Source organism: Sphingomonas sp. 7/4-4 (assembly GCF_027941955.1).
In the GTDB taxonomy this organism is placed as follows: Bacteria; Pseudomonadota; Alphaproteobacteria; order Sphingomonadales; family Sphingomonadaceae; genus Sphingomonas.
On the sequence record NZ_CP115960.1, the window covers coordinates 30,718 to 50,230 of the forward strand.

Here is a 19,513-nt window from a genome sequence, read left to right on the forward strand (position 1 = left end):
AAGGGGAGGGGGCCGAAGACGAGTTGCGTCACCCGCACGCGCGCCGCGGGAGCGAGGCCCCCGGCCACGGCGCCGCGCAGGCGCTCCTTCAGTGCGTCGCGGGCCTCTTCCGATGGCGTGCGCACGACGATCTTGGCGAAGGACGGATCGGGCAGTTCGGGCGAAAGCGCCATATAGAAGCGCGGCGCGCCCTGTCCGACATAGGCAGTGATGACCTCTGCCTCCGGCTGTTGCGCAGCCAGGCCTCGACCTGTTCGGTGGCGGCGCTGGTCTGCTCGATCGACGTCCCCTTGGGCATCTGGACTTCGACCAGGGCCTCGGGCCGATCGGAAGTGGGGAAGAACTGCTTCTTCACCAGCGCCATGCCGGCGCCGGCGACGAGGAATGCGGCCAGCGTCGCGAGCGTCACCAGCCGGTTGCGCGTCGCGGCCCAGCGGATCAGCCCGCGCAGCCTTTGGTAGCGCGGCGTCTGGTAGATCGCGTCGTGGCCGCCCGCGACCGGCTTGATCGCCGGCAGCAGCTTCACGCCCATATACGGCGTGAAGACAACCGCCACGACCCACGAGGCGAGCAGGGCGAAGCCGACGACCCAGAAGATGTTGCCGGCATATTCCCCCGCGGTCGAACGGGCGAAGCCGACCGGCATCAGGCCGATCACCGTCACCAGCGTCCCCGCCAGCATCGGCGCCGCGGTATGGCTCCACGCATAGGCCGACGCCTTGATCCGGTCGAAGCCCTCTTCCATCTTCACGACCATCATCTCGATCGCGATGATCGCGTCGTCGACGAGCAGGCCGAGGGCGAGGATCAACGAGCCCAGCGTGATGCGGTCCAGCACGCGTCCGGTCGCCCACATGATGATCAGGACGATCGCGAGCGTCAGCGGTACCGCGCCCGCCACGACGATGCCCACGCGCCAGCCGAGCGCGATGAAGCTGACCACCATCACGATCGCCAGGGCTTCGAGGAAAGTCCGCATGAACTGGTCGACGGCCTCGGAGATGTTCACTGACTGGTCGGTCACGGGCGTGAAGGACATGCCCAGCGGCAGCTCCGACGCGATCGCCGCGACTTCGGTCTTCAGTGATTTGCCGAGGTCGAGGCCGTTCCAGCCTTCGCGCATCACGACGCCGAGCAGTAGGGCCGGCTCACCCTGGCTGCGGATCAGGAAGCTGGCGGGATCCTCATAGCCGCGCCGGACTTCGGCGATGTCGGAAAGACGCAGGGTCTTGCCGTCGGCGACGATCGGAAGGGCGCGGATCTTCTCCAGATCGTCGAAGGCGCCGTCGAGCCGGACCAGAACTTGCGGTCCATTTGCTTCGATCGCACCCGCCGGCGTGATCAAATTCTGCTGTGCCAGCGCAGTGAATATCGCGCGCGGCGCGATGCCCAGCGTCGCCAGCCGGTCCTGCGCGAACTCGACGAAGATGCGCTCGGGCCGTTCGCCGACGATGTTGATCTTCTTGACGCCGGGGACGTGCAGCAGCCGCTGACGCAGCGCCTCCGCCTGCCGGGCCAGGTCCCGCGGCGCCTCGTCCTTCGCCTTCAGCGCATAGAGCGCGAAGGTCACGTCGCCATATTCGTCGTTGACGAACGGACCGGCGACGCCGCGGGGCAGCTTCGGCGCCTCGTCCTCGATCTTCTTGCGGGCCTGGTAGAATTCCGATTGGACCTCTGAAGGGGGCGTATTGTCGCGCAAGGTCAGCGTGGTGAATGCGAGACCGGGGCGGGTGAACGTCTCGCTGCGATCGTACCAGCGCAGCTCCTGCAGGCGCTTTTCGAGCGGCTCGGCGACCTGATCCTGCATTTCCTGCGCGGTGGCGCCGGGCCAGGCGGTCACCACGGTCATCACCTTGATGGTGAAGCTGGGATCCTCGGCGCGTCCGAGGTTGAGGAACGCGACGATCCCGGCAAGGGTGATGGCGACGATGAAGAACAAGGTGACCGCCCGCTCGCGCACCGCCAGCGCGGAGAGATTGAACCGGCTCTTCTGCTCCGGAACCTCGCTCAACGGACCGCTCCCGCGTCGATCCGGACGGCCTGACCCTGGTGGAGCATGTGTGCGCCGAGTGCCACGAAGCGTTCGCCGGGCCGCAAGCCCGCTGTCACGACGGCCGTTTCGTCACCGATTGTGGCGAGGCGCACCGGACGCCAGCCGACCTTGGGGCTCGCTTGGTCGGCGACGACCCACACGCCCGGCCCATGCCCGCGATCGTAAATGGCGCCGAGCGGGATCGCGATCGCGGCCTGTTGGCCGGGAACATCGAGCTGGACGGTGACGGTCGAACCCAGCGGCGCATTCGCGGGCGCGCCGGCAAGGACGAACCTGGCCTCGAATGTCCGCGTCGCCGGATCGGCGGCATCGCTCAGCTGGCGCAGCTGCGCCTTGCCGGCCAGCCCGCCATAGGTCCGCGCTTCCGCCGCCGTGCCGAGCGCAGGGCGAAGCGTTTCGGGCAGCGCGACAATCGCCTCGCGCGGACCGGACCGCGCGAGCCGGACGACGATCTGGCCCGCGCCGACCACCTGGCCCGGTTCGGCCAGCGTCGCGGCGACAACGCCGTCCGCGTCGGCGATCAGTGTCGTATAGCCGGCGTCGTTCCGGCTGACGCGCGCCTGCGCCTCGGCCGCGGAGAGTTGCGCACGGGCGGCAAGGGCGGCGGCCTTGGCCTGGTCATAAGCGGAAGCGGAGACCGCGCCCGCCGAGACCAGATCGCGATAGCGCTGTTCGTCGGCGCTGGTCTGGACCGCGCGGGCCCGCGCCGCTGCGACCGTGCCGGCCGCTGCCTGCGCCGCGAGTGAGTAATCGGTCGAGTCGATCCGCATCAGCGCCTGGCCCCGGCGAACCGGCTGCCCGGCGTCGACCAGCCGCGCCACCACTTTGCCACCGACGCGAAAGGCGAGGTCGCTCTGCACGCGTGCGCCGACAATGCCGGTGAACTCGCGACTCGCGCCCTCAGCCGCGCCGGCGGCGGCGATCCGCACCAGCGGCGGCTGTGTGCGGGGATCGGCGTCCGATCGCCCGCATCCGGCCAGTGCGGCCGCCACCAAGCCAAGGGCTCCGACCGTTCGTGCGCAAGACGATATCGACACGCAGGTTCCTCCTGTTCAGGCGGAACCGAATGTCACCGAGTGACTAATATGTCAACTAGTCACACCGAACTAGATCGAACTAAGGCGCGAGGCTGCGCAGGATGAGGCCGGTCACTTCCGCCTGCGCATCGGGCAGGAGATCGAGGCTGCGCTCGAGAAAAACGGGGTCGATGAAGGGCAGCAGCGCGTAGAAGATCGATCGACGGGTCTCGTCGAGCGGAGTCTTGCGCTCGAACTCGCCGCTTCCCCGGCCTTCCTTCAGAATCTCCTCGATGAGATGCTGCAGGCGCTCGGTATAGGCCTGTGCCGCCGCCCATTTCTCCGAAGAGGCGTGCGCGGCGATCTCGTAGAGTTTGCGATCGGCGAAGAACAATTCGACCCCGGCGCTGGTCACCGTCTTCGCGAAACGGCGCAGCTTGTCGGTTGCATCCTGACCCTGTTCCACCGCGTCGCGGACCTGGGTGAACAATTGGTCGAGGCAATCGGCGCAGATCGCCTCGCCGATCGCCTGCTTCGATTCGAAGAACCGGTAGATATAGGCCTTGGAGAAGCCGATCTCCCGCGCCAGGTCGGCAACCGTCGTCTTGGCATAGCCGTAATGGGCGAAATAGTCGTGCGCGGCCTTGACGATCTGGTCGCGGACCGAATGTTCCGCCGGTCCGCGTGCGGCGGTCTTGCGTGCGTTCTGCGTACTCATGGCCAAGCCTTAGCGTGAACACGCCCGATTGACAAATTGTGACTAATGATGTCAATGGTCACATCTGACCTTGGGCGGACCCCATATGCGAATTTCACCTTTGTCCCTGATTGCGGTCTCAACCGCGGCCCTGCTCGGAGGCTGTGCAGTCGGCCCGGCCTATGTCGCGCCGCAGATGACCGCGCCGCCGGCTTTCATAAGCGGGGCGGCGGTGGATACGAAGGCGGATGGGGCGGCGGTCGATCTGGTCCATTGGTGGCGGTCGTTCGACGATCCGCTGCTGGCGAGCCTCGTCGAGCGGGCGCTGGCCCAGAATCTCGACCTGCAGCAGGCGCGCGCCCGGGTCGGGCAGGCACGCGCCGGGCTGCGCCACGCCAATGCCGACCTGCTTCCCGCCGGCCAGGTCAGCGGTCAGGCAAGCGAGTCCTGGCAGTCGCTCGAGACGCCGCAAGGCAGGATCGCTTCCGCCCTGCCGGGGTTCGAGCGAGAGGCGCAAAGCTATGAGTTGAACCTTGGCGCAAGCTGGGAGCTCGACCTGTTCGGCGGCAAGGATGCGGCGCGCGACGCCGCCCGCGCGGATTGGCAGGCATCCGCGGCGGCCGCCGTTGCCGCGAGGCTCGCTGTCGCGGCGCAGACTGCCGATACTTATGTTGCGATCCGCAGCCTTCAGGCGCGGCTCGACGTCGCGCGCGGGCAGCAGCAAGTCCAGCAGCGGCTGGTCGATCTGGTCGCGCTGCAATTTCGCAAGGGCGTGGCGGCGGAGCTTCAGCTGCGCCAGGCGGAGGGCGCCCTGGCCCAGGTGAAGGCCGGGGTGCCGGAACTCGAGCAGGGTCTCGAGATCGCCATGAACGCGCTGGACATACTCCTCGGTGTGCAGCCGGGATCGACCCGGCCCGAGCTCGCGGCCGCCGCGCCGATCCCGGTTCCGCCTGCAGTTTCGAGCGCGGGCGGGCCGCCGGCCCTGCTGCGCCGACGCCCGGACATCATCGCGGCCGAACGCACGCTCGCCGCTTCGAATGCCCGGATCGGCGTAGCGATGGCCGAATATTATCCCAAATTCTCGCTCGGCGGGCTGCTCGGCACGGCGACCATGGGTGTCAGCGGATTATTCGGCGGTAATGCCACCCAGGCCAGTGGCGTTCTCGGGCTGCGCTGGCGGTTGTTCGACTTCGGCCGCATCGATGCCGAGATCGCCGCCGCGCGCGGCCGCAACACCGAGGCATTGGCCGCATACCGCCTCGCCGTTCTCCGCGCTTCGGAGGATGTGGAGAACGCCTTTTCGAGCCTCGTCAAGCAACAGGCCCGCGCCCAGATCTTCGGCGAGGGCGAGATCTCGCTGGGCAAGGCGCGCACGTCGGCCTTCGCAGCCTATAAAGGGGAGTTTCCAGCCTGCTCGACGTACTCGACGCCGACCGGCGCCTTCTCAAAACCCGCGATGCCGGAATTCAGGCAAAGGCGGCGTCTGCGCGTGCCGCCATCGCTTCCTTCCGCGCCCTGGGCGGCGGGTGGGAGGCTCCGGCGACGTTCAGCGGAGCCGGCGCGTCCGGTCATTGAGCGCCAGCGTTCGGAACGTCGTGGGGCGGCTTCATCCGTGCGGAGAGCGTCGGCGACAGGGCAACGCGTTGGGGGACTCCAGGGCAGCCCGGTCGCAATAGTTGGCGATTGCAGTCGCCGAAAAACCGCGCCAGCCTCGCGCGTGTAGGGGAGGCGACGGGTGACAGGTTCGAGTTCGAAGCGGGAAACCTCCGGCGAGCGCGCGATCGAGGCGCTGGACGCGCGTTTCCGCACGTCGCTCGAACATTATTTCTCGCGCCGCATCCGCGATCGCGCCGAAACCGGCGACATGATCCAGGAAGTGTTCCTGCGGCTGGTGAAACGCGGCAGCCTCGACACGGTCGACAAACTGGGCGGCTATGTGTTCGAGACGGCGAGCAATGTGCTGACGGACCGGCTGCGCAAGCGCCGCAGCCGGCGCGAGGACAGCCACGAAGAATTCGACGGACAAATCCATGGGGATGTGGATTTTTCCCCGAGCGCGTCCTAATAGGTCGGGAAACGCTGGCACGCGCCACGGCGGTGCTGCTCGAACTGCCCGAAAGAACGCGAGTAATCTTCGTGCTGAGACGCCTCGAAGGAATGAGGTATCGGGATATCGCTGTGCGACTGGGCATCTCGGTCAGCGCAGTCGAGAAGCATATGGAGCGCGCCATGGCGCACCTCGTGCAGCGGCTGGGTGACGAATGATCCAGCGCGCGCATAAGGATCCCACGCTGGGCATGACCGCGGACGAAGCTGCCGTCTATTGGGTGCTGCGTCACGACCGGCAGGACCTGACGACTGCCGATCACGGCCATTTCTCTGCCTGGCTCGACGCCGGCGAGGCCAATGCCCAGGCCTATCGCAAGGCCAACGGCGTGTGGGGCGTCTTCGAGAATTCGGAGGCGGACCCGCATCTGACCGCGCTGCGCCACACCGCACTCGCCACGGGCCCCGAGCGCAGGCGCTGGCTGCCGGCGGCGGGGGTGGGGATCGCCGCAAGCATCGTCGGCGCCCTCGTCCTGCTTCTGGACCCGTTCGGTGCCGCGCCGCATTCGCCGCCCCCGGTGACAGTCGCGCATGTCTCCACAGAGGCGGCGAACCCCATACGCCACGCCACCGAAAAGGGGCAGAAGCGCGTGGTCAGGCTGCCCGACGGGACGCGCGTGACGCTCAACACCGACACGATGATCTCCCTCGCCTTCACCTCGGGGACCCGGCGCGTGCGGCTCACGCGCGGCCAGGCGCTGTTCGAGGTCGCGCACGATGCCAGCCGCCCCTTCATGGTCGAGGCGGCGGACCGGCGGATCACTGCGCTCGGCACCGTGTTCGAGGTCCGGCTCGATCCGGGCCGGATGAAGGTGGTGCTCGTCGAGGGCAGGGTGGTGGTCGATCACGCCGCCGCGGCCACCGACCTGCCGGTGCTGCAGCCGACGATCCTCAAGCCGGGGCAGGAGCTTGTCGCCGAGCTCGGCGTCGCGCAGCGCGTGCGCCCGGTCGACGTGGGCAACGAGCTGATGTGGCGCGAAGGCTATGTCTCGTTCGACGATACGACGCTCGCCAGCGCCGTGGTCGAGATGAACCGCTACACCGTGGCGCCGATCCGGATCGGCGACGGCGGCGTCGCGCAGATGCGGATCAGCGGCGTGTTCCGGACGGGGGACGCCGATCGCTTCGCGGCGCTGATCAGCGAACTCCTGCCGGTGCGGATCGATCATCAGCCCGACGGCGGCGTGGTGATCGCGCCGGCCGCTGGCGGCGGACCTGCAAATAAATATGCATCTGCAGCTGTGGAAAATTGAACGCGGCGCGTCCTGACTTTTGAGACCGGCTAAAGCCGGCTCTTCAGGGAGGATATGCATGCGGCGCACCGGACCGAAATCCGCACTTCGTCTAGCGATCTTGTTGACGGCGACACCGCTCGCCTTTGTCGCGATGCCCGCCGCCGCCCAGGCGAGCGCGCGGGTGACGATCAACCTCAAGTCGCAGAGCCTGTCCGCCGCACTCGGCGAGCTGGGCCGCCTGACCCGCGCCGAGATCGTGTTCAGCCCCAGCCAGGTCCGCGGCAAGCGTTCGCCGGCGCTCAGCGGCAGCTATACCGTCCAGGAAGCCATCGACCGGCTCATCGCCGGACACGGTCTGCGTGCCCGCCGCACCGGGGGCGGCGCCTTCGTCGTCGAGGCGCAGGCGACCTCCGCCGCCGCCGAGAGCCAGCAAACGGAGGACGATCCCGCAGTCGCCGAGACGCCTGAGGAGGATCAGGCAATCGTCGTCACCGGCACGTTGCTGCGCGGCGTCGCTCCCACCGGCACCAACGTCGTCGCCGTCTCGCGCGACGAAGTGGTCGCGAGCGGCGCGGCGTCGTCGAACGACCTGCTCGCTTCGATCCCGCAGGTCGGCAATTTCGGATCAATACCGATGGGCAGCGGCTCGTTCGCGATCCCGATCGTGCGGCCCAATATCCGCAATCTCGGCGCGTCGGGCGGCACCACCACGCTGGTGCTGATGAACGGCCGCCGCATGGTCGGCGCCGGCGTGCTGCAGACCACCGCCGATCCTTCGGCGATCCCTCCCGACATGATCGAGCGCGTCGAAATCGTGCCCGACGGCGGTTCGGCGATCTACGGGTCGGACGCGATCGGCGGCGTCATCAATTTCATCACCCGCAAGCGCTTCAACGGCGTCGGCGCCAGCCTGCGCTATGGGTTTGCCGACGATTACCGGACGGTCGACGGCAATCTCACCGTCGGGCGCGACTGGGGCAGCGGATCGATCTATCTGTCCGGCGCCTATGCCTGGCACGACAATATCCTGGGCGTGGACCGAGATTATGTGACCGCGAACCACAAAGCGCGCGGCGGCAGCGACTTTCGCGTGACGGCCTGCTCGCCGGGCACGTTCACGGTGGGCGGCATTTCCTACGTCGCTCCCGGCTTCGCTCCGAACACCTCCAATTTGTGCGACTCGTCGGACTATTCGGACATCTATCCACGCGAGCATCGCTATTCGGTGTTCGGCGGGCTGACCCAGAAACTGAGCGATAGCGTGAATTTCCAGGTGACCGCTTACTGGTCGCGCCGCGATACCGACACGCTCACTTCCACACCGGCGTTCACCGGCAACATCCTCTTCACCAACCCTTATTTCCGGCCGATCGGGCTGTCGCCGATACAGAGCGTCGCGATCAATTTCGCCGATGCGTTCGGCGAAAGCATGCCGAGCACGGCGCGGTTCGACAGCTGGGGCGTGTCGCCGAGCATGTCGTTCGATCTGGGCAGCAGCTGGCAGCTGCGGACCGAGCTGAATTACGGCCACAGCTTCAATCAGGTCCGCGAAGCGACGATCAATGCGACTGCGGCGACCAACGCGCTGGCCGGCACCTCCAGAGCGACCGCGCTCAACCCCTATGATCCGAGCCTGAGCAGCCCCGCGCTGCTCGCGGCGATCCGCGACTTCGAAAATTACGGCGATGCCAAGCAGGACATGTTTCAGGGCCGCGCGATTCTCGACGGCACGCTCGCCACGCTGCCAGGTGGCGATGTCCGGCTCGCGTTCGGGGCCGAATATTATGCAGAAAATCTCCGCTCGGTGATCTCGCTCGATCGCCGCAACGTCTTCACCAGCGCGATCCAGTCGAATGCAGAATCGCAACGTGAAGTCGGTATTCGCCGAGGCGCTGATCCCGATCTTCGGCGCCGGCAACGATATGCCGGGAATGCGCGGCCTGCAGATCTCGGGCTCGATCCGCTACGACGATTATAGCGACGTCGGCGGCACCACCAATCCCAAGATCGGCTTCAACTACAAGCCGTTCAACGACCTGGTGATCCGCGGCAATTACGGCACGTCGTTCCACGCGCCGAGCCTGGCCGACACGACCAGCACCGCCGATGCGCGGGTCCAGATCTATCTGTTCAGCCCGTTCCGCGCGGGCAACAGCTCGCCGTTCGACATCCTTCGTCCGAGCATCTTTCTCGCCGGCGGCAATCCCACGCTCAAGCCCGAGGAAGCGAAGACCTGGTCGCTCGGCGTGGATTTCACGCCCCGGGCGATCCAGGGGCTCACGGCCAGCGTGACCTATTACAACGTCAAGTTCATCGACGCGATCTCGGTGCCGCCGATCACTTCGCCGGTGCTCTATTCGGACCCCAATTACGCGAGCTATTACATTCTCAGCCCCACGCTCGCGCAGGTGCAGGCACTGGTCGGCAACACGCCGCTCAACGGCGCGCCCAGCCTGCAGAGCCTGTATATCGGCACCTCGCCTTATGTCGTGATGGATGCGCGGCGGACCAATCTGGGCGGCGTGCAGGTCGACGGTCTCGACTTCAACATCGGCTATCTGCGCCCGACCGGCTTCGGCTCGATCAGCGCGAGCTTTTCGGGCACCTACACGCTCAACCGCAAGTCGCAATCGGTGCGGGGCGGCCCGTCGAGCGACAATCTGAAGAACGGCGAGGGCCGGCTGGCGATGGTGGCCGCATTGGGCGCCAAGCTCGGCGACTTCCTCGCGCGCGCCTCGCTCAACCACCGCGACGGTTATCCGATCCTCGGCAACCCCTCGCAGGATCATGTGTCGGCGTTCAATACGGTCGATCTGTTCCTCGCTTATGATCTGGGCAAATTGATCTCGAACACGCTGCTGACGCTCAACCTCGACAATGCGTTCGATCAGGACCCGCCCTATCTCAACAGCTCGACCGGCTACACCAATGGCGGCACGCTCGGCCGCCTGGTCTCGTTCGGCGTGCGCACCAAATTCTGATGCTTCCGCCGTCGTTGCCCACTCTCTCTGGAAGCGGTCTGTCCCCGGGCCGCTTCCTCTTTTGGCGGCGGCATTGCTGCTCGGGATCGCACACGCCGCGGCGGCGGCGGATCCGGTTCCGACCGGGCTGCGCGTCGAATATGCCGAGACGCCGCTCGGGATCGACGAACCCGCGCCGCGCCTGGCATGGTATTCGCCAGTGGCGCGGCAGAACGCCTATCGCATCCGCGTCGCCACTTCGCCCGAGGCGCTGGCACGCGGGGAGACCGTGTGGGACAGCGGCAAGGTCGCGTCCGACGCCAATGTCCAGATCGCCTATGCCGGCCCGCCGCTCGCCGCGCGCCTGCGTTATTGGTGGCAGGTGCAGGTCTGGGGGGACGACGGCGTCGCGAGCAATTGGAGCGCGCCGGGCTGGTGGGAGATGGGGCTGCTCTCGCCTCAGGATTGGCGGGGCCAGTGGATCGCCGGCCAAGCGCCGCCGCGGCATGACTGGAGCGCGCTGAAGCTCGACGTGGACCTGACGCTCACCGGCGCGTCGATCGATATATTGTTTCGCGCCCGGCCCAACGGCAAGACCTATGGCGACGCCTATGTCTGGACGCTGAGCGACGCCAAGGACGGCCCCGCACTGATCGAGAGCGTGCGCACTTATCCCGGCGGGACAAGCTCGGCGGTTACGGTCCGGCAGCTCAAGCGGGTTCCCCTGGCGGGGCCGCTCAAGGGGCGTCATCGGCTGACGATCATGGCTTCCGGCACGCGGATCGTCACCAGCATCGACGGCAAGCCGGTGGATGTGCTCGACGACGCGACGCACGCGCACGGCACGATCGGCTTCCTCGCGTCCGAGGCGCGGGCGGCGACGATCCATTCGGTCGCCGTCTCGGGCACGGGCAGCCCGGCTTTCCGCACCGGCTTCGCGCAGAACGACAATCCCTTTACCGGCGGCGCCGTTGCCGCGGACGGGCTGGTGGTCGCCTCGGGCGTGCCCAGAGTCGATCTCGTCCTGCCGATCGAGGCGCCCGCGCCGCTGGTCCGCCGCGCGTTCCGGCTGGGCAAGCCGATCGCCCGGGCGCGGCTTTATTATGCCGGGGCCGGCATGCCGCGCATGCTGGTCAACGGCGCTTCGGTGTCGTCGCCGCTGGGCGTGGGCTTCACGGCCTATGACAAGCGCGTGCTGACCTATGCCTATGATGTGACTGCGTTGCTCCGTCCGGGGAGAATGTCGTCGGCGCCGAGCTCGGCCGGGGCTGGTACGGCCTCACCGACCCCAATGAATGGTATTTCCACGCCGCGCCCTGGCATGCCGAGCCGGCGCTCAAGGCACAGCTCGAAATTACCTATGCGGACGGCACCGGCGAGGTCATCGCCACCGATGCGCGCTGGCGCACCGCGTCCGGCCCGACGCTCGGCGATTCGCTCCACCGCGGCGAGCGCTACGACGCGCGCCGGCTTCCCGCCGAGTGGGACAGGCCGGGCTTCGGCGGCAGATGGCCCGCCGCGAAGGTCGTCGCCGGCCCCGCCGGTGCGCTCGTCGCCGCCAATGCCGAGCCGATCGCCCCCGTCGAGACGATCGCGCCGGCCGCCGTCACGCAGCCTGCGCCCGGCGTCCGGGTCTATGATTTCGGCCGCATCGTCGCGGGCTGGCCAATGCTCTCGGTCCGCGGACCGCGCGGTGCGACGGTCTCGATGGTCGCGAGCGAGCGGCTCGCACCGGACGGCACCGTGGTCCCCGCATCGGGCCTGATCGATGCGCAGCTCCAGACCGATCGCTACACGCTGGCCGGCAAGGGCGTGGAGCGCTGGGAGCCGAGCTTCGGCTATCGCGGCTTCCGATATGTCCAGGTCGAGGGCTATCCGGGCACGCCGCCGCCCGACGCGCTCGCTGCCCGCCTGGTCCATTCGAACGTCGCGCGCACGGGCCGTTTCGCTAGCGCCGATCCGCTGCTCGGCAGGATCGACGCCGCGGCGACCGCGACGATCCTTAACAATCTGCACGGCTTCCAGACCGATACGCCGACCTATGAGAAGAATGGCTGGACCGGCGACGCACAGGCATCGGCCGGAGCCGCCGCACGCAGCCTGGGGATCGCGCGGGTCTGGACCAAATGGCTCGCCGACTTTCGCGATGCGCAGGCGGCGAGCGGCGAAGTCCCGGAGATCGTCCCCGCCACGCCCTATTACGGCTATGACAAGACACCGGGCTGGGGCTTGATCTGGGGACCGACCACGCCGTGGGACGTCGCCGCGTTGATCCTGCCCTGGGAGCTCTATTCGAGCTTCGGCGACAGCCGCGTGCTCGCGCAGAACCACGACATGCAGCGCCGGCTGGTCGATTACACCGCGACCTTCATCAAGGCGCCCGATTTCCGCCGCGCCGCCGGGTTGAGCGAATGGGCGCCGGCCGGCAGCCTCGATTTCACCAATACCCGCGGCGGCGGCGTGGATGCCGTCACTACCGCCTATTTCTTCCTCGAGGCCGATTTGCTGGCGAAGTCCTCCGCAGCGATCGGTGTCAGCGCGGACGCCGATCGCTATCGCGCGCTCGCCGAGGCGATCCGCGCCGCTTACAATACGCGGTACTGGGACGGCGAGCATGGCTGGTACCGCACGATGGACGCCAAGGGCGTCGCCGGCGCGCCGACCCAGGTGCAGAACGTCCTTCCGCTCGCTTTCGGCATGGCGCCGGAGGGCCGCGAACAGAGCGTAGCGGACGCCATCGCGCGCGACGTCGAGAAGCAGGGGCTGCGCACCGGCGTCTATGGCACGCGCTATTTGCTCGAGGTGCTGAGCGATCACGGCCATGCCGACCTCGCCTACAAGCTCGCGACGCGTACCGATGCGCCGAGCTGGGGCTGGTGGATCGCCAACGGCCATTCGACGATGTTCGAGACCTGGAGCCTCGATAGCCGGTCGCGCGACCATCATTATTTCGCCTCGATCGCCGACTGGATGCGCCAGCGCCTCGCCGGGCTGCGACCCGGTGCGCCGGGATACAAGACGGTGCTGATCAAGCCGGCGATCCCGACCGGGCTGGCGAGCGCCGAGGCGGAGCTCGACACGGTGCAGGGCCGCGCGGCGTCGCGCTGGAAGGTGGCCGACGGCAGGCTGAGCCTCACTGCCGAGATCCCCGCCAACGCCGCCGGCGAAATCTGGGTGCCGCTGCAGTTCGGCGCAGTCGCCGCGCCTGCGGGCGCCGAGCCGCTTCGTCGCGAGACGGGCTATTCCGTCTATCGGGCAGGCGCGGGAATCTGGGAATTCCATACCGGAGGGTTGCGATGATCCGTCTGCTCGGCCTGCTGTCGCTCGTCCTCGCTACGCCCGCCGCCGCGCAAATGGTGCGCGTCGAATCCGGACCGATCCAGGGGAGTGCCGCCGACGGCGTGACGGTATTCAAAGGCATTCCCTATGCCGCCGCCCCGGTCGGGCCGCTGCGCTGGCATGCCCCGGAGCCGGCCGCGCAATGGAGCGAAGCCCGCGACGCCGGCAGGTTCGGCGCCGATTGCATGCAGAATGGCTTTCCCGGCGCCACCGGCAGCGGCCAGCCGCAGAGCGAGGATTGCCTGTTCCTCAACGTGTGGAGCCCTGCGCATGCCGATGGGGCGAAGCTGCCGGTGATGGTGTGGATCCACGGCGGCGGCTTTGTCGGCGGATCGAGCGCGCTTCCCGAAAGCGACGGCGCGCAGCTGGCGAAGCGCGGCGTGATCGTCGTCAGCTTCAACTATCGCCTCGGCCGCTTTGGCTTCCTCGCGCATCCGGGGCTGACCGCCGAGGCCGGCGGCAAGCCGAGCGGCAATTGGGGCCTGATGGACCAGATCGCCGCGCTGCAATGGGTCCGGCGCAACATCGCCGCGTTCGGCGGCGATCCTGCCCATGTCACGATATTCGGCGAATCCGCCGGCGGGGAATCGGTGCTGCGGCTGATGGCGTCGCCCACCGCGCGCGGATTGTTCGCAAGGGCGATCGCATCCTCGGGCGGCGGCCGCGACACTTGGCCCGGTATTGCGGCGGCCGAGGCGAAGGGCGCGGCCTTCGCGGCAAAGGCCGGCGCCGGCGATCTCGCCGCGTTGCGCGCGCTCCCTGCAGCCACGGTGTTGGGCGGGATCAACCTGCTCAACAAGGAGGAAGCGGTCTATTCGGGGCCGATCACCGACGGCGCGATCGTGCCCGCGAACGCCGACCGGCAATTCGCGCAGGGCGCCGAGGCGCACATCCCTGCGATCATCGGCAATAATGACGACGAGCTCGGCTTCGTGCCAGCCGGCTTCCTGCCGATGGTCAATGCGCCTGCGCTCGCTACTTTGGGCACGCACGCCGACACGGTTTCCGCCGCTTACGGCACGCCGGAGAACGCCACGCGGCACATCGCCGCCGACGTGATGTTCACCGAACCGGCGCTGGCCTTCGCCCGATGGCATGGCCGCAGTGCCCCGACATGGCTCTACCGGTTCGGCTATGTCCCGGCCGCCCGGCGCAAGCCCGGCACCGGCGCGGCCCATGCCACCGACGTGATCTTCCAGTTCGACAATCTCGCGCATGCCGATTTCGCCGCGACTGCCGAGGACCGTGCGGTCGCCGGCCGGATCGCCGATCTCTGGGTGAATTTCGCGAAGACCGGCAACCCCAACGGTGCCGCCCCGCCGCGCTGGACCCGGCTGGACCCAGAGGCGCCCGCGATGCTCGCGATCGGGACGGATGCCGCGATGGCCCCCGCTGGCAGCCTGGCGCTCACGGCGATCTCCGCCGCGCGCGACGGCAAGTGAAGGAGATGAGGATGTTCCGCCTGTCCGCTTTGATCGCGATGATGCTGTTCGCGCAGCCGGCGCGTGCGCAGGAGACGATCCGGCTCTGGCCGCAGGGCGCGCCGGGCGGCGCTCCCGCGACCAAGGCCGAGACGACGGAGACTCGCGCGCCCTTCGGCACGATCGTCCGCAACGTCTCCGATCCGACGCTGACTGCCTATCTGCCCGATCCGGCCAAGGCCGTCGGAACCGCAGTGATCGTCGCGCCGGGCGGCGGCTTCCACATGCTGTCGATCGAGAATGAAGGCATTGCGGTCGCCAAATGGCTGGCCGACCGCGGCGTCGCCGCTTTCGTGCTGCGCTACCGATTGCTGCCCACCGGGTCCGATTTCCCGCTGCCATTGTTCCGCTATCTCGGCGATCTTCCGGCGCTGAAGGCGACGGTCGAGCCGCTGCGCCCGCGCGACACCGCCGATGGCGAGGCGGCGATACGCTATGTTCGCGCCAATGCCGCGCGCTTCGGCGTCCGCGCCGATCGCGTCGGCATGATGGGCTTCTCCGCCGGCGGCGCAGTGACGGTGTGGACGATGCTCGCCGGCCATGCCGACAGCCGCCCGGACTTCGCCGCGACGATCTATCCCGGGCTGCTGCCCGCCACGATCGCGCCGCCCGCCGGCGCGCCGCCCTTGTTCGTGCTGGTCGCCGGGGACGACAAGCTTGCGCACGCCGACAGCGTCCGGCTCGATGCCGCATGGCGCACCGCCGGCGCGAAGTCGCAACTCGTCACGCTCCCGGGCGGCGGCCACGGTTTCGGCATGGCCAGATCAGGCAAGCCCAGCGACGGCTGGATCGAGAAATTCGGCCTGTGGATGCAGTCGCTGGGAGTATCGGGCAAATGAGCAACTATCTGCATCTCGGCACCGTCGCCGCAATCGCGCTGGCCGTCACGACGAACCAGTCGGAGAAAGCCGCACCCGCCGTGCAGAAGGCGGCGGGCTGCGAAGCGCTCGCCGGCACTTCTTTGCCCAACGGCAAGGTCGATGCCGCGGTCCCGGTTGCCAAGGGTGCGACGGTCGATACCGAGAAGGGCAAGCCCGGCCTTCCCGCCGCGGCCGGGTTCTGCCGCGTCCAGGCAACGCTCTCGGCCGGGTCGGGGTCGTCGATCAAGGTCGAGCTGTGGCTGCCCGATCGCGCCGCATGGAACGGCAAGCTCCTTGGGACGGGCAATGGAGGGTTCGGCGCGAACCTGACGATCCCGGCGCTGCTGATGCGCGGCGGCGTCGAGAAGGGCTATGCCGCGGTCGGCAGCGACATGGGCCATTTCGGCGAAAGCGACGTCGATGCCAAATGGGCGCTGAACGCACCCGAGAAGATCAAGGATTTCGGCTGGCGTGCCAACCATCTCGCCGCCGGCTTCGCCAAGGCGATCGTCGCGGCTTATTACACGCCGCCGCTCGAGGCCGCTTATTTCCACGGCTGCTCGGACGGCGGGCGCGAGGCCCTGATGGAGGCGCAGCGCTTCCCGGAGGATTATGACGCGGTCGTCGCGGGAGCCCCGGCGATCCCGTGGACGCGGATGACCACCGCGTTCGCCGCCGATCATCTCGCGGTGTTCGGCGATCGCGCCTCGGCATTGCCCGCCGACAAGCTCAAGCTGCTCCAGACCGCGTCGCTGGGCCAGTGCGACAAAATCGACGGCGTCGCGGACGGCGTGATCGACGATCCGCGCCGCTGCGGCTTCGATCCGGGCGTGCTTCAGTGCAAGCCGGGAGACACGAGCGGACAGTGCCTGAGCACCGCGCAGGTCAAGTCCGCACGCGCACTCTATCGCGGCGCGCAGGGGCCTGACGGCAAGCCTTTCTTCCACGGCTATGCGCCCGGTGCCGAGGCGGTGTCCGGCACCTGGGATCTGTGGCTCACCGGGGCCAATGCCCAGCACGGCAGGTTCGCCACCGAATTCTACCGCTACATGGTCCATTCGGACCCGAACTGGCAGGTATCGAGCTTCGACATCACCCGCGACTATCCTCTGGCGAAGCAGCGGATGGGCGGCGATCTCGATGCCGACAATGCCGATCTCGGCCCGTTTCTGCGGCGCGGCGGCAAGCTGATCCTCTACCATGGCTGGAACGACGCCGCGATCGCCCCCGGCAACACGATCGATTATTACCAGCGCGTCCGCAGTGCGCAGCCGGGGCTGGTGGCGGGCTCGGTGCGGCTGTTCATGGTGCCGGGCATGTCGCACTGCCTCGCCGGACCGGGCCCCAACGTGTTCGACGCGGTGGGCACGCTCGACAAATGGCGGCTGGGCGGCCCCGCGCCCGAGCAGATGGTCGCTACCAAATACGACAATGATCTGTTCGCCTATCTGGGATTCCCGGCAACGCGGATCCGCTCGCGTCCGTTGTGCGCCTGGCCGAAAGTCGCGCGGTGGAACGGCGGCGGCTCGACCGACGATGCGGCCAATTTCAGCTGCGCCGCGCCGGAAAAATGACCGTCGTTCCTCCGGGCCTCAGTCATCTGTGCGGTGCCGCGACGCCCGCCTTGCTCGACCTGACGATCGGCGAGGCGCTGGCGCGCGCCGCCGATTGCTGGGGCGGGCGCGAGGCATTGGTATCGGTGGCGCAGGACATCCGCTGGAGCTTTGCCGAATTGCTGGATCGCGCGGATGCGCTGGGTGCCGGGCTGCTCGCGCTGGGACTCCAGCCGGGTGACCGGATCGGGATCTGGTCGCCGAATTGCGCCGAATGGGCGTTCACCCAGTTCGCCGCCGCGCGGATCGGATTGATCCTCGTGACGATCAATCCGGCCTATCGGCTTTCCGAAGTCGAATACACGATCAACAAGGTCGGCCTGCGCGCATTGATCGCGGCCGAGCGGTTCAAGACCAGCGAATATGCCGTTATGATCGAAACGCTTTGTCCCGAGCTCGCGGCGAGCGTGCCGGGGCAGCTCGAAGCGGCGCGGCTGCCGACGCTGAAATGCGCGATCCTGATCGGCGGCGAAGCGCGGCCGGGCTGGATCCCCTTCGCCGAAGCCGCGGCGTCGCGCGGGACGGAAGCGGTTTCCCGGCTCTCGGCGCAGCTCCGGCCCGACGATCCGATCAATATCCAGTTCACCAGCGGCACCACTGGCCTTCCCAAGGGCGCCACGCTCAGCCACCGCAACATCCTCAATAACGGCTATTTCGTCGGTCGCGCGCAGGGGCTGGGTCCCGACGATCGCATCTGCGTGCCGGTGCCGCTCTATCATTGCTTCGGCATGGTGATGGGCAATCTCGCCGGCATCGCGCACGGCGCGGCGGTGGTCTATCCGTCGCCGGGTTTCGATCCCGAGGCAGTGCTGCATGCCGTCGCCGCCGAGCGCTGCACCGCGCTGTACGGCGTGCCGACGATGTTCATCGCGCTGCTCGCGCATCCCGGCCTGCCCGACACCGACGTCTCGTCGTTGCGCACCGGTTGCATGGCCGGGGCGATCTGCCCCGAACCCTTGATGCGTGAAGTGATCGGGCGGCTCAATCTGCGCGACGTCACCATCGCTTACGGCATGACCGAGACCAGTCCGGTCAGCTTCCAGACCGCGACCGACGATCCGCTGGCGCGCCGCACCGGTTCGATCGGCCGCGTCCAGCCGCATCTCGAATGCAAGCTGATCGGCGAAGACGGTGACGTGGTGCCGATCGGGACGCCGGGCGAGCTGTGCACGCGCGGCTATTCGGTGATGCTCGGCTATTGGGACGAGCCCGAGCGCACTGCGGAGGCGATCGACGCCGATGGCTGGATGCACAGCGGCGATCTCGCGGTGTTCGATGCCGAGGGCTATGGCAACATCGTCGGCCGGCTCAAGGACATGGTGATCCGCGGCGGCGAGAACATCTATCCGCGCGAGATCGAGGAATTCCTCTACGGTCACCCGGCAGTCGAGGACGTCGCGGTGGTCGGCGTGCCCGATACGCGGATGGGCGAGGAGCTTTGCGTCTGGGTCCGCCTGCGCCCTGGGGCGGAAATCGATGCGGAGGCGATCCGCGGCTTCTGCGAGGGCAAGATCGCGCACTTCAAGATCCCCCGGCATGTCCGCATCGTCCAGACCTTCCCCGTCACCGTGACCGGCAAGATCCAGAAATATCTGATCCGCGAGGCGATGATCGCCGAACTCGGTCTCGAAACCACCGGCCTGCCATTCGCGGCCGCCGGCAATGAGGAGAATCCAAAATGAAGCTGACTCTCGTCCTGATTGCGGCGGCATTGGTCGTGCCGTCGATCGCCACCGCGCAGACCGCGCCGGCACCGGCCGCCTCGTCCGCTCCCGCCGCGGCGCCTGCGGCATCCGCCGCGAAGTTCAATCTCGACACGCCGATCCAGGACATATTGGCCAACCCGGCCGCCAAGGCCGTGCTCGACAAGGATCTGCCGGGGCTGACGACGTTGCCGCAGCTCGAGATGATCAAGGGGCTGAGCCTGCGTCAGCTCCAGCCTTATTCGGACGGCAAGCTGACCGACGAGGTTCTCGCCAAGGCGGAAATCGATCTGGCGGGGATCAAGTGAGGCTGGGCGGCGTGTTCTGCGCTGCGTTGGCGCTGGCTGCCATGCCGGCGGCGGCGCAGAAGGCGCCCGTCTACCGCGATGCGCGCGCTCCGATCGAGGCACGCGTCGCCGATCTGATGGAACGGCTGACGCTGGACGAGAA

The 19,513-nt window shown here is 67.9% G+C and carries 15 protein-coding genes and 1 pseudogene; 13 read left to right on the forward strand and 3 right to left on the reverse strand.

The window, feature by feature from the left end:
- Window positions 1-88: 88 nt before the first annotated feature.
- From PIB19_RS00155 to PIB19_RS00165, 3 genes are all read right to left on the reverse strand, one after another.
- Window positions 89-2,011, reverse strand: a complete 1,923-nt coding sequence (locus tag PIB19_RS00155) for an efflux RND transporter permease subunit (protein WP_271239175.1) — start codon at window positions 2,009-2,011, stop codon at window positions 89-91.
- Entirely contained in the window at window positions 2,008-3,045 is a 1,038-nt protein-coding gene (locus PIB19_RS00160) for an efflux RND transporter periplasmic adaptor subunit (protein WP_271241065.1), read from the reverse strand. Before PIB19_RS00160 ends, PIB19_RS00155 begins: the two co-directional genes overlap by 4 nt.
- 124 nt (window positions 3,046-3,169) lie before the next feature.
- Window positions 3,170-3,787: a TetR/AcrR family transcriptional regulator gene (locus PIB19_RS00165; protein ID WP_271239176.1), complete on the reverse strand. Its 618-nt coding sequence runs from the start codon at window positions 3,785-3,787 to the stop codon at window positions 3,170-3,172.
- 175 nt (window positions 3,788-3,962) lie between these two features.
- Between PIB19_RS00165 and PIB19_RS00170 the strand changes: the two genes are divergently transcribed.
- From PIB19_RS00170 to PIB19_RS00230, 13 genes and pseudogenes are all read left to right on the forward strand, one after another.
- On the forward strand, window positions 3,963-5,489 hold the full coding sequence (locus PIB19_RS00170) for an efflux transporter outer membrane subunit (protein WP_271239177.1): 1,527 nt from the start codon (window positions 3,963-3,965) through the stop codon (window positions 5,487-5,489).
- Between the two features lie 12 nt (window positions 5,490-5,501).
- A complete protein-coding gene (locus PIB19_RS00175) occupies window positions 5,502-5,831 on the forward strand; it encodes an RNA polymerase sigma factor (RefSeq protein ID WP_271239178.1) in 330 nt (109 codons plus the stop codon).
- Window positions 5,832-5,863: 32 nt separating this feature from the next.
- Complete coding sequence (locus tag PIB19_RS00180; RefSeq protein WP_271239179.1) at window positions 5,864-6,031, forward strand: sigma-70 family RNA polymerase sigma factor; 168 nt, start codon at window positions 5,864-5,866, stop codon at window positions 6,029-6,031.
- 32 nt (window positions 6,032-6,063) lie between these two features.
- Window positions 6,064-7,125: a FecR family protein gene (locus tag PIB19_RS00185; RefSeq protein ID WP_271239180.1), complete on the forward strand. Its 1,062-nt coding sequence runs from the start codon at window positions 6,064-6,066 to the stop codon at window positions 7,123-7,125.
- Window positions 7,126-7,228: 103 nt separating this feature from the next.
- Entirely contained in the window at window positions 7,229-9,085 is a 1,857-nt protein-coding gene (locus PIB19_RS00190) for a TonB-dependent receptor (RefSeq protein WP_271239181.1), read from the forward strand.
- On the forward strand, window positions 8,976-10,088 hold the full coding sequence (locus PIB19_RS00195) for a TonB-dependent receptor domain-containing protein (RefSeq protein ID WP_271239182.1): 1,113 nt from the start codon (window positions 8,976-8,978) through the stop codon (window positions 10,086-10,088). The genes PIB19_RS00190 and PIB19_RS00195 overlap by 110 nt, the downstream gene beginning before the upstream one ends.
- Window positions 10,036-11,585: pseudogene (locus PIB19_RS00200) on the forward strand (alpha-L-rhamnosidase N-terminal domain-containing protein); the annotation flags it as partial. The gene PIB19_RS00195 and the pseudogene PIB19_RS00200, both read left to right, overlap by 53 nt.
- A 150-nt stretch (window positions 11,586-11,735) precedes the next feature.
- Window positions 11,736-13,367: an alpha-L-rhamnosidase gene (locus tag PIB19_RS00205; protein ID WP_271239184.1), complete on the forward strand. Its 1,632-nt coding sequence runs from the start codon at window positions 11,736-11,738 to the stop codon at window positions 13,365-13,367.
- On the forward strand, window positions 13,364-14,848 hold the full coding sequence (locus tag PIB19_RS00210; protein ID WP_271239185.1) for a carboxylesterase/lipase family protein: 1,485 nt from the start codon (window positions 13,364-13,366) through the stop codon (window positions 14,846-14,848). The genes PIB19_RS00205 and PIB19_RS00210 overlap by 4 nt, the downstream gene beginning before the upstream one ends.
- 11 nt (window positions 14,849-14,859) lie before the next feature.
- Entirely contained in the window at window positions 14,860-15,726 is an 867-nt protein-coding gene (locus tag PIB19_RS00215; protein ID WP_271239186.1) for an alpha/beta hydrolase, read from the forward strand.
- Window positions 15,723-17,321, forward strand: a complete 1,599-nt coding sequence (locus PIB19_RS00220) for a tannase/feruloyl esterase family alpha/beta hydrolase (protein WP_271239187.1) — start codon at window positions 15,723-15,725, stop codon at window positions 17,319-17,321. Before PIB19_RS00215 ends, PIB19_RS00220 begins: the two co-directional genes overlap by 4 nt.
- Window positions 17,318-19,042, forward strand: coding sequence for an AMP-binding protein (locus tag PIB19_RS00225; protein WP_271239188.1), 1,725 nt, complete (start codon window positions 17,318-17,320; stop codon window positions 19,040-19,042). Before PIB19_RS00220 ends, PIB19_RS00225 begins: the two co-directional genes overlap by 4 nt.
- Entirely contained in the window at window positions 19,039-19,371 is a 333-nt protein-coding gene (locus PIB19_RS00230; protein WP_271239189.1) for a hypothetical protein, read from the forward strand. Before PIB19_RS00225 ends, PIB19_RS00230 begins: the two co-directional genes overlap by 4 nt.
- The last annotated feature ends 142 nt before the right edge of the window (window positions 19,372-19,513 follow it).